This is a genomic window from Alienimonas chondri (assembly GCF_013036045.1).
GTDB classification, from domain to species: Bacteria; Planctomycetota; Planctomycetia; order Planctomycetales; family Planctomycetaceae; genus Alienimonas; species Alienimonas chondri.
The window spans coordinates 1-10,315 of record NZ_WTPX01000160.1; the positions used below are offsets into that span (position 1 = coordinate 1).

9 protein-coding genes are annotated in these 10,315 nt (G+C 68.0%); 5 read left to right on the forward strand and 4 right to left on the reverse strand.

Annotation, left to right across the window (positions count from 1 at the left end; all coding sequences use genetic code 11):
• Positions 1-258 precede the first annotated feature (258 nt).
• The 5 genes from LzC2_RS17935 (at position 259) to miaB (ending at position 6,746) form a co-directional block, all read left to right on the forward strand.
• Positions 259-1,641 (forward strand): hypothetical protein, encoded by a 1,383-nt coding sequence (locus LzC2_RS17935; RefSeq protein ID WP_171189406.1) that lies wholly within the window; start codon positions 259-261, stop codon positions 1,639-1,641.
• Between the two features lie 103 nt (positions 1,642-1,744).
• A complete protein-coding gene (locus LzC2_RS17940) occupies positions 1,745-2,461 on the forward strand; it encodes an MIP/aquaporin family protein (RefSeq protein WP_171189407.1) in 717 nt (238 codons plus the stop codon).
• A gap of 219 nt (positions 2,462-2,680) precedes the next feature.
• Positions 2,681-2,968, forward strand: a complete 288-nt coding sequence (locus tag LzC2_RS17945; RefSeq protein ID WP_171189405.1) for a hypothetical protein — start codon at positions 2,681-2,683, stop codon at positions 2,966-2,968.
• A 113-nt stretch (positions 2,969-3,081) separates the two neighbouring features.
• Positions 3,082-5,142 (forward strand): SulP family inorganic anion transporter, encoded by a 2,061-nt coding sequence (locus LzC2_RS17950; protein WP_315854735.1) that lies wholly within the window; start codon positions 3,082-3,084, stop codon positions 5,140-5,142.
• Positions 5,143-5,249: 107 nt separating this feature from the next.
• A complete protein-coding gene (miaB, locus tag LzC2_RS17955) occupies positions 5,250-6,746 on the forward strand; it encodes a tRNA (N6-isopentenyl adenosine(37)-C2)-methylthiotransferase MiaB (protein ID WP_171189409.1) in 1,497 nt (498 codons plus the stop codon).
• A gap of 217 nt (positions 6,747-6,963) precedes the next feature.
• Here miaB and LzC2_RS17960 read toward each other — a convergent pair whose 3' ends face one another.
• The 4 genes from LzC2_RS17960 to rpsB all read right to left on the reverse strand — a co-directional run bounded on the left by LzC2_RS17960 (position 6,964) and on the right by rpsB (position 9,952).
• Positions 6,964-7,344: a TM2 domain-containing protein gene (locus tag LzC2_RS17960; RefSeq protein WP_171189410.1), complete on the reverse strand. Its 381-nt coding sequence runs from the start codon at positions 7,342-7,344 to the stop codon at positions 6,964-6,966.
• Between the two features lie 83 nt (positions 7,345-7,427).
• Positions 7,428-8,150: a UMP kinase gene (pyrH, locus tag LzC2_RS17965; RefSeq protein ID WP_171189411.1), complete on the reverse strand. Its 723-nt coding sequence runs from the start codon at positions 8,148-8,150 to the stop codon at positions 7,428-7,430.
• 120 nt (positions 8,151-8,270) lie between these two features.
• Positions 8,271-9,107, reverse strand: a complete 837-nt coding sequence (gene tsf, locus LzC2_RS17970) for a translation elongation factor Ts (RefSeq protein ID WP_171189412.1) — start codon at positions 9,105-9,107, stop codon at positions 8,271-8,273.
• A gap of 98 nt (positions 9,108-9,205) precedes the next feature.
• Positions 9,206-9,952: a 30S ribosomal protein S2 gene (rpsB, locus tag LzC2_RS17975; protein ID WP_171189413.1), complete on the reverse strand. Its 747-nt coding sequence runs from the start codon at positions 9,950-9,952 to the stop codon at positions 9,206-9,208.
• Between the last annotated feature and the right edge of the window lie 363 nt (positions 9,953-10,315).

Sequence of the window (10,315 nt, forward strand, 5' to 3'; positions counted from 1 at the left end):
TCCTGTCGCCGACCACGTCCCCGGTGCCGGCCGACGTGTCGGGTGCGCTGGCCCGGTTCCTCTCCGCCACGGCGCCGGGGACGTGGTCGGCGACAGGAACCGACGCGGCCCCGGCCGCCCGCACAGCCGGAGCGAACGGCACAGCCGGCACGGTCCGCCGCTAACCGGCCCCCGACGGACGATCGGCCCGATAGAATCGATGTCGCTGACTGCGACGTCCTTCGCCCCGCCGTTCGTTCGTCCCGCCGCCGTGTCGCTATGACCGCCCGCCTGTCTCGCCGCCCGTCGTACCGCGCGATCGGGGCCCGCGCGACCGGATGGATGCTGCTCGCGGCGACGATGGCGGGCGGGCCGGCCGTCTCCGAGGTCAGCGCCCAGGAGCGGAATCGCGCCGGGTACGGGCCGAGCATGGCGGAGCGTCGGGCGGCGGTGCGACTGGCCCAGCGGGAACGCGACGCCGCGCGGCGGCGGCCGACGCGACCGGCGTCCAGCGGGTATTCGTTCGGCGACTTCAGCGGCGGCGTGCCGAACGCCGCCCTCAGCGGACCCCGCGAGATGGCCGGCGGGCGAGTCGGGGACGAACGGAGCGCGGACGGACTCGTCACGCAGGTGCGGGTCGTCGTGCTGGTGGACGGGGCGGCGGGCGTGCTGGGCACGCGGCGGTGGCGGGAATCGCTCGCCGCGCTGGGCGCCGACACCAGCGTGCGGACCGGTCGCCCCGGCGATTCGATTGGCGTAACGGAGAACGTCGGCGTCGGGTTGCGGACCGTGATCGCGACCGGCCGGCTGACGTCGAACGGGGCCCTCGAGTTCCCCGGTCAATCGTTTCAGCCCAGCGATCGGCAGGCGCTGTCCGATTGGGTCGATTCGCTGACGACCCACGGCGCCGCCGGCGATCCGAACGGGCAACCGCTGTGGGGATTGAGTCAGACGCAGTTCCGCGCGGTCTTCACCGCGTTGTCCGCGCCGTCGCCGGCGGAGTTCGTCGCGGTCTCCGACGGGCCGATCGGGCCGGCGCTGCTGGCGTTGGAGTTGCCGCCGACGCTGCCGGTGCGGTTCTCCGCGGCGGCGAAGGCGAAGCTGGCGGGGCCGGACCCGGCGCTCGGAGACGGCGCGCTGCCCGCGTTCTCGAAGGGCGCCGCATTGGCCGCGGCGCTGGCCCGGCGGGGGTTGGCCTTTCATCCCGCTCGCACGCCCGCCGGTTCGTTGGAGCTGGCGATCGACCTGCGTCCCCCGGGCGATGAGTTGACGGCGATTCCCGGCACCGCCGAGGCCGAAGTCGCCGGGGCGGAGCCGCCGGCCGGAGCGTGGCCGGTCGGGTGGAGGACGGCGGCGGGGCCCGGTCGGCTGGCGGCGGCGGGCGGGTTGTTCACGCTCACGACGCTCGGCGTGCGGGAGAGCACGCTGAACGACTTCGCCAAGGCCGTCGAGGCGGAGAGCGGCGTGCCGGTGGTGATGGACGTCGCGGCGTTGCGGTCGGTCGGCGTCGACCCGGCGGCGGACACCGTCTCCGTTCCCCCCGGCCGCGGGACGTGGGACAAGGCGGTTCGGTACGCTGTCGCGGAGCACGCCCTCAAAAGCGAACTCCGTCGCGACGAGGCCGGGCACGGCTTCCTCTGGGTCACGCCGGCCCGGCGGTAGTCCTGCCGGCAATCCATTGGCTCCGGGGATGCATTGAGGGTCTGTGCCGCGACGGCTGTCGTGACCAAGCCACTCCGCTCCTTCCCCGAACGCCGCGATTCCCTTGAACAAAGCCCCCGCCCACTGCCGCGGGGCGCTCTGGTGCGATCCGCTCTGGCAGCGGGCGATCGCGGAGGTTCTCGGGACGTTCGCCCTGGTGTCGATCGGCTGCGGGGCCGCGGCGGTGAACGCGGCGACGGACGGGGCCGTCAGCCATGCCGGCGTCGCCTTGGCCTTCGGGCTGGTCGTGTTCTGCGTGATCGAAACCGTCGGCCCGATCTGCGGGGCGCATCTCAACCCGGCGGTGACGATCGCGTTCGCCCTCGATCGGCGGCTCGCCTGGCGGGACGTGCCGGTCTATGTGCTGGCCCAGTGCCTCGGGGCGACCGTCGCGGCGTATGGGTTGCTGGCGCTGCTGGGGGAACCGGCCCACGCGGGAGTGACGCGGCCGAACGCGGCGATCGGGATCACCCAGTACGGGGCGCTGGCGGTCGAAGCGGCGATGACCTGCGGGTTGATGACGACGATCCTCGCCGTCGCCACCGGGCCGAAGGAGAAGGGATTGCTGGCCGGGCTGTCGATCGGCGGCGTGGTGGCGATCGAGGCGATGGCGTTCGGACCGGTCTGCGGGGCGAGCATGAACCCGGCTCGATCGCTCGGCCCGGCGATCGCCGCGACGGAATTCACGGATCTCTGGCTCTACCTCGTCGGCCCGACGGTCGGGGCGGCGCTGGCGGTTCCCCTCTATCTCCTGATCCGTCCCCTCTGCGCGGACGAGTGAGCTGCGCGGACGAGTGAGCGCGGTCGATTCGGAGACGCGGCCTCGTCGAGGTCCGTTCCGGAACGCCTCGGCCTTCGTCTGCCGTGCGGTTCACTGCGCGGGGCCGTGCGACGCTGACGTTCCTAGCGGTCGCGGCGACGCTCGGACGGGCGTTGTGGAATACCGCACGGATCGGCCGAACCCACCGGAGTTCGCCCCGTGTCCGGTTCGCTCGCTCCCATGTCGACTCTCACGCTGCACGACCCGTCGACGGCCCCCGTAGCGGCCCCCGTAGCGGCGCCAGTCGCGGCCCCGGAGGCGGCTCCCGTGACCGGATCGCTCGATGCGATTGCGGAGTTGAAGCTCCGCCGATGGGCCCGCGAACATCACGTCCCCGTCGCGGAGCGTGATCCGCTGTGGCATCCGGTGGTGTGGCAGGAGATGGCGGTCCGCGACCGGGAACGAGCGGCGCTCGCGGCGCCGACGCCGACCGTCGCGTATCGCCGCCCCTTGCGACGGGCGGCCTGAGGATCTGGCCGGAGTTTGGCTCGGGGTATGGCCGGCGCGGTTGTCGGGGAAGTTCGGGACAGTAGGATCTCGCCGCCTTCCCGAGACGACTGCACCCCCCGACGATGCCAGCCGTGAAGCCCGCCCCCCCGGGGCTCCTCGATTCGCCCGCACGCAACTTTTCCGCGTCGGTCGTCGTGTTTCTGGTCGCCCTGCCGCTTTGCATGGGCATTGCGATCGCCAGCGGCGTGCCGGTCTCGGCGGGGCTGGTGACCGGGATTGTGGGGGGGATTATCGTGGGGTTCCTCGCCGGGGCGCCGTTGCAGGTGTCCGGTCCGGCGGCGGGGCTGACGGTGATCGTGTACGACATCGTCGTGAACCACGGGATCGAGACGCTCGGTCTGTGCGTGCTGGTCGGCGGGGTGCTGCAAATCATCTGCGGAGCGTTGGGGCTGGGGGTTTGGTTCCGCGCGGTCAGTCCGGCGGTGATCCGCGGGATGCTGACGGGGATCGGCGTGCTGATCTTCGCCAGCCAGATGCACGTGCTGGTGGACGACGTGCCGCCCGGGGGGGGACTGAAGAACCTCGTGACGATCCCCGAGGCCGTGTCCAAAGGGCTCCCCTGGCCGAAACTGCGGTCGGAGAGCGAACGGTCGGCCAAGGTGGATCTGCTCAAGGCGAGCGGCGCCCTGCACGAGCGGCAGGAAATCTTGCGGGAACGCGTCGCCGAACATGTCCCCACCGACTTCGCCCCCGTGCTGGGCGACGAAAACGATCCGGCGACGATCGTGATCGTCGAGGGTTTGGCCGAGGACGCCGAGGCTCTGGCGGCGACGCAGGCGGAGATCGTGGAGCAGCTCGACGGGGTCAGGGAGGCGTTCGTCGCCGCGGGGCTGGACAAGGGGCAGAAAAGCGAGCGACGCGTCGCTCATCTGGCGGAGGCGACCGAAGCGCTCGCGGCGGCCCGCGATGCGCTGGCCTCCGCCGGGGATCCGTCCGCCGAGGCGGCGTTGGAGGTTCGCCGGAAAGTCGACGCCGCGGAGGACGCCCTGCTGGACTTCGAGTACAGCCTGAAGAACCACGACATCGCCGCCAAGCTGGGGCTGTTGACGATCGCGGTGATCGTCGTGTGGCAGTTTCTGGTCACGAAGGTCGGCCCGCTCAAGCCGTTGAACGTGATCCCGGCCCCGCTGCTGGCGGTGTTGGCGGCGACCGTGGCGGCGTGGGCGTTCATCCTGCCCGTGGTCTACGTGGAGGTGCCCGCATCGCTGGCCGACGAAATCCGGTTCCCCACCTGGACCGTCCTGCGGACGATGGACTGGCAGGCCGTGCTGGGCGGCGGGTTGTTGATCGGGGCGGTCGCCAGCGCCGAATCGCTGCTGTGCGCCGCGGCGGTCGACAAACTGCACAAGTTTCCCAAAGCGAATTTCGACCGGGAACTCTTCGCCCAAGGCGTGGGCAACTCCATCTGCGGACTCCTCGGGGCGCTGCCGATGACCGGCGTGATCGTGCGAAGCAGCGCCAACGTCCGCAGCGGGGCGACCAGCCGGTCCAGCGCCATCCTGCACGGCGTCTGGCTGCTGATCTTCGTCGCCCTGCTGGGATGGCTGCTGGCGCTGATCCCGACGACCGCCTTGGCCGGGGTGCTGGTGTACGTCGGCTGGCGGCTGATCGACTTCGCCGCCGTCGGTGAGTTGTGGAAGCTCGGGAAAGGCGAACTGGTGGTGTTCTTCGTCACCGTCGCCGGCATCGTGGCGGTGGACCTCCTCAGCGGGGTGGTCGCGGGAATCATTCTGGCTGCGATTCGCCTGCTGACGAAGTTCGGCAAGCTGAACGCCAAGGTCGAAATTGACGAGTCGACCCCTCCGGGCGCTCCGCCGATCGTGCACCTGCGCCTGCAAGGCGCCGCGACCTTCCTCAAACTGCCCAAGCTGGCGGAGACGTTGGACGAAATCCCGTCCAATGCGGATGTCCGGGCCGATCTGACGGAACTGAGCTACATCGACCACGCCTGCGTCGACCTGCTCGCCGAGTGGCGCGCCCAGCACGAGGATACCGGCGGGACGCTGTCGGTCGACTGGGACTTGTTGGAGGATCGCTTCCGCACCGCCGCCACTCCGGCCGCCAACGGCATTGCGGACGGGAACGGGAACGACGTGGTGACCGAAGACGAACCGGTGACGAAGCCCATCTGACGGCGGGCGACGCTCGCCCGGCTTCCACACGCTTCAAAGCAATCGGCCTGCCGCCGCGTTCCGCGGCGGCGTAGACTGCCGATCGCCTCCGCTCCCGACGCACCGTGATGACCGCCGCCGACGCCCCCGCCCCCGACGTTTCCCCGCCGAACCGTCGGCTGTATATCGAGACGGTCGGCTGTCAGATGAACGTGCTCGACAGCGAGCTGGTCGTGGGGGCGTTGCGTCAACGTGGCTATGAGGTCACGTCCGATCCCGAGGCGGCCGACACGTTGCTGTTCAATACCTGCTCCGTCCGGGAGAAGGCCGAACAGAAGATCTATTCCTCGCTCGGTCGGCTCAAGTATCGCAAACGGAGCCGGCCCGGCACGGTGATCGGCGTGCTGGGCTGTATGGCCCAGAAGGATCAGGATCTGATCTTCCGCCGGGCGCCGCACGTCGATCTGGTGGTCGGCACCGGGCAACTCGCGGAGGTGCCCGATCTGATCGACGCCGCCCGTCAAAGCGCGGTCCTCGGCTCGAAAAGCCGGCTGACGGCGCTGTCGCTCTCCCGTCGCGGCGGGGGCCGCAAGGAGATCGAAGCCAGCTTCGAGAGCTACGATCCGCTCCGCGAACCGACGATGCGGCCCACGCCGCACCAGGCGTTCGTGCGGATCATGATCGGCTGCGACAAGTTCTGTACTTATTGCGTCGTCCCCACGACCCGCGGCCCGGAACAGAGCCGGGCGCCGTCGGACGTGAAGAAGGAGGTCGAAATCCTTGCCGGGCAGGGCGTCAAGGAGATCACCCTGCTGGGCCAGACGGTCAACAGCTATAAACACTCCGGCGAGGGGAAGACCTATCGCCTCAGCGATCTGCTCTATCTGATCCACGACACGCCCGGCATCGAACGGATTAAGTTCGTCACCGGCTATCCGAAGGATCTCGGCAACGATCTGCTCGAAGCGATCCGCGATCTGCCGAAGTGCTATCACTATCTGCACGTCCCGCTGCAAAGCGGCTGCGACGACGTGCTCAAGGTGATGAAACGCGGTTATACCGTCGCCCATTATCGGGACATGATGCAGCGCGTGTGGGAGATCGTCCCCGGTTGCTCCGTCAGCAGCGACTTTATCGTCGGCAATCCCGGCGAAAGCGAGGAGAGCTTTCAGAAGAGCATCGACTCGATTCGCGAGTTCCGGTTCAAAAACAGCTTTATCTTTAAATACTCCCCGCGTCCCGGCACCAAGGCGCATGAACGCCTCGAAGACGACGTGCCGGAGGAGGTGAAGCGCCGGCGGAACAACGAGCTGCTGGCCGTGCAGAACGAGGTGAGCGAGGAGGAGAACGCCCGCCTGATCGGACGCCGGGTCTCCGTGTTGGTCGAGGGGCCGAGCGTCCGGCAGAAGAAGGAAGACGACCGCGACGACGCCTCCGCTCCGGGCGGGACGGTGCAGCTCACCGGGCATTCCCGGTGCGATCGGATCGTCGTCTTCGACGGCAACCCCCGCCTGATCGGCAGCGCCGCGGAGGTGGAGGTCGAAGACTGCACCGGCACCACGCTGCTCGGTTCGATCGTCACCCGCGAGGTCACGCACCTCGGCGGCCTGCCGGTGCTGACTTAGCGCCTTTTTGCTCCCCTCTCCCTGCAGGGAGAGGGGCCGGGGGTGAGGGTGGCGAACCCTCAAACGCATTCGTTTGTGTTGTGGTTCGCACAAACCGGAATGTGCTTGGCGGATCGTTGAAGAGCGTCCGAACTCTGAATGCCCCTCACCCCCGACCCCTCTCCCCAAAAAGGGGCGAGGGGAGACAGGAAATGTGCAGGCCGCAGCGGGGCGCCGCTCAGAACCACTCTTTCTTCTCGACCATATAGGTCTGATAGAACTCCTCGTCCGACTTCGTCAGGTAGAGGATGCCCTCGATGATGCTGATGACGGACATCGCCATCGCCCCGAGGATCGGCACGAAGAGGCAGGGGGTCAGGATCGAACAACTGACGGTCACCGCGAGCATGATGATGCCCGGGGTCGTCATGTTCAGCACGAACTTATGAATGCCCAACCCGGGCACCAGGATCGCGAGCAAACCGCAGATCAGCTTCTTCTCCGCCCCCGGATGCTTCTGGGGGTAACCGCCGCCGGGATAGCCGCCGGGCGGCGGTGCATGTCGGGGGCGCTCTTGATAGTCGTCCGCGAAGTCGTCGTCGGGATAATCGTCGTTCATCGGGGAACTCGCGAGTTGCGGGGGCTGCCCGATGATAGCGACGCGAACTGTACCGTTCCGCCGTTCCGGGAACGCCCGATGATCTACCCGGAGACCGTCGTGCCGATCGTTTCGCCGGCGACGACGCGGGCGATATTCCCGGCCCGCTGGTAGTCGAACACCACGATCGGAATCTGGCCTTCCATGCAGTGGTGAATCGCCGTCGCGTCCATCACCTGCAAGCCTTTGTCGAGGACTTCTTTGTAGGTGATCGTCTCGTACCGCTGGGCGTGCGGGTTCTTCAGCGGGTCTTCGGAATAGATTCCGTCGACCTTGGTGGCCTTCAACACGGCGTCGGCGCCGATCTCCCGGGCGCGGAGGGCGGCGGCGGTGTCCGTGGTGACGAACGGGCTGCCGGTCCCCGCGGCGAGGATCACGACCCGCCCCTTTTCGAGATGCCGCTCGCAGCGTCCTTTGATGAACGGCTCGCAGACGTTCGCCATCGGGATGGCGCTTTGCAGTCGCACGTCGACGCCGACGCTTTCCAAAGCGTCCCGCAGCGCCAGACCGTTGATCACGGTCGCCAGCATGCCCATGTAGTGGGCCGTGGGCGGGTTGATGCTCGCGGAGACTTCGCTGAACTGCTTGCCCCGCAGGATGTTCCCGCCGCCGGTAACCACGGCCAACTCGCAGCCCGTGCCGACCACGTCTTTAATCTGATCGGAGAGCACCCCGACCTGATCCATCGCGATGCCGCTCTCCCCCCGCCGGCAGAACGTCTCGCCGGAGACTTTTAACAGGACGCGTTTGTAGGCGGTGGAGGGCATGGCGGGCGGCTTGGGCGGCGGTCGCGGGAACTTGAAAAGGCGGAATGAAGAATGCCGAATGACGAAGAGGGGCGCCTCGTTCGCCATTCGGCATGTTCACTCGCGGCAGACTAGAGACTCTCAGCCTTGGCCGAGCGCCCAGAGGACGAAGCCCTTGGCGGTGAGGTTCTGCTCGTTCAGCGCCTGGGAGACGGTCTTGCTGTCGTCCTTGGCGAAGGGTTGCAGGTTCAACACGCCGTTTTCGACGTAATACGCCTTCATGCGGCCGTCGACGATCTTGTCGATGATGTTGTCCGGCTTGCCGGAGGCTTTGGCTTCGCCGGTGAGGCGATCGCGCTCGGCCTTCACGGCCTCGGCGTCGAGGTCCTCGGCGACGGTGACGGTCGGACGCATGGCGGCGATGTGCATCGCCACGTCCCGCATCGTCTGGCTGTCGGCCTTCTCGCCGTCGGCCTGGAACAGCACGGCGGTCTTGCCGTCGTGATGGACGTAGCCGGCGACCGGGCCGCTCAGCTTGCAGACCTTGGCGACGACGATCTTCTCCAGGATCTTGCTGCTCATCGCCGCGTGCTGCTCACGCAGGGTCGTGCCGGCGGAGGGGCTTTGCTGGTCGAGCAATTCGTCCACCGTCCCGGCGCCCGGTCCCTCGGCGAGCTGCTTGAGGCAGTCCTCGCCCAGTTGGACGAAGGCGTCGTTCTTGGAGACCGGATCGCTCTCGCACTGGATCTCGACCATCGCCGCGGCGCTGTGGTCGTCGGCGACCCACTGAAAGATGCGGCCTTCGGCGGTGACGTTGCCTTCGCGCTCGGCCAGCTTCTTGCCGGACATCTCGGCGAGAATCGCGATCGCCTTCTCCTCGTCGCCCTCAGCCTGCACCAAGGCCTTCTTGCAGTTCATCATCGGGAGGTCGGTGCGGTCGCGGAGCTTTTTGACCGCGGCGGCGGTGATGGTGGCCATCGGGGGGCGTCGTGTTAGCGAGACGTGAGTGGGGACGAAATAAGCCGTAACGCGGAGGCCCGGCCGGGCCTCCGCGTTACGGACGCTCGGAACGAAGATCAGCCGTAGCTGGGAACGGCCTTCGGCTCGACCTCGTCGTCGGTCTTCTCCGGCTCGGGCAGATGCTGCTTGCCGGAGTTGATGGCGTCCGAGAGGTAGTTGAACACCAACCGAATCGTGCGGATCGAATCGTCGTTGCCGGGGATCGGCAGGCTGATCAGGTCCGGGTTGCTGTCGGTGTCGATCAGGCAGACGGTTTTGACGCCCAGCAGGTTCGCCTCATGGACGGCGTTGTGCTCTTTCTTGGGGTCGCAGATCACCATGACTTCGGGGATCCGCTCCAGCTGCCGCATGCCGTTCAGGTTGCGGTAGATCTTGCGGTACTCCCGCATCAGGCGGGACTGCTGCTTCTTGGAGTAGGTGTCCAGCTCGCCGGTGTCGCGGAGGTGCTCCAGCTCTTCGAGGCGATCCAGACGGCCGCGAACGGTGCGGAAGTTAGTCAGCGTGCCGCCGAGCCAACGCTCGGTGACGTAGGGGCAACCGCAGGCTTCGGCGGCCTCGCGGACCGGCTCGGAGGCCTGCCGCTTGGTGCCGACGAACAGGATCAGCTTGTTCGCGGCGGCGACATCTTTCAGGTACTTCTCCGCCCGGAGCATCCCCCGGACGGTCTCCTTGATGTCGATGATGTGAATGAGATTTTTCTTCCCGAAGATGTAGGGCCGCATCTTCGGGTTCCAGTTGGCCGTGCGGTGCCCGAAGTGGGCGCCGGCCTCCAAGAAGTCGTTGGCCTTCAGCGTGGTCGCCATGCGATTCGTCTTTCAGCAGGCACGAGGAGAGCGCCGCCGCGGCTGGGTTCCGGGGCGCTGGATAGCGCCCTGTTCGGAAGCCCGTGTGCCTTCGCCGCGGATCGGCAGGGAAGCGAGATTCAGTACGACCCCCGCGCAGGACGGGAGCCGTGCGGGACTGTACCGGGGCCGGTTCTAGCGGTCAAACCGAGGGAGGGCCGGCGTCGGCGCCCGACGCGGGAACCCGTTCTGCACGCCGCCGGGGCGTAGCCGCCGACGCTCTCGAGACCGATGATCGCGGGCATGTCCGACTCCCGCCGCCCCTCCGTCCTTCGCCACTGGCCCTACCTCGTCGCCGTGGGGTGGGGGGCGGTCGTGGGGGCG